Origin of the sequence: Modicisalibacter radicis, from assembly GCF_900961225.1 — a bacterium.
Classification (GTDB): Bacteria; Pseudomonadota; Gammaproteobacteria; order Pseudomonadales; family Halomonadaceae; genus Modicisalibacter.
Window position 1 is genome coordinate 1 of sequence record NZ_CAAHFN010000041.1, and the last position, 327, is coordinate 327.

Annotated in this window: 1 protein-coding gene; it reads left to right on the forward strand. The window is 68.5% G+C overall.

The genetic code is table 11. From position 1 onward, the window contains the following. The coding region (locus HR9077_RS02250) for a contractile injection system protein, VgrG/Pvc8 family (protein WP_210725837.1) at positions 1-327 on the forward strand (327 nt) is incomplete at both ends.

Sequence of the window (327 nt, forward strand, 5' to 3'; positions counted from 1 at the left end):
GCATCGTCTTCACCGACGACGTCGACACCTGCCAGCCGGTCTCGCCCCAGGCAATTCGCTTCCACCGCCAGGACGCCACCGAGCGTGAGGATGCGCTGACCCGCTGGGGCGGCGTGCGCACCCAGCAACCCACCCGGGTCAGCGTCGGCACCTTCGACTACAAGCAGCCCTCGCTCACCAAGCGCACCGGGCTGGATACCCTCAGCGACCAGGGCAACCTGCCGGAAACCGAGGTCTACGACTACGCCGGCGAGTACTACTACCACGGCTTCGAGCGCGGCGAGCGCCTCACCGAGAACCGCCTCGAGGCCCACGAGTCCCTGGCCA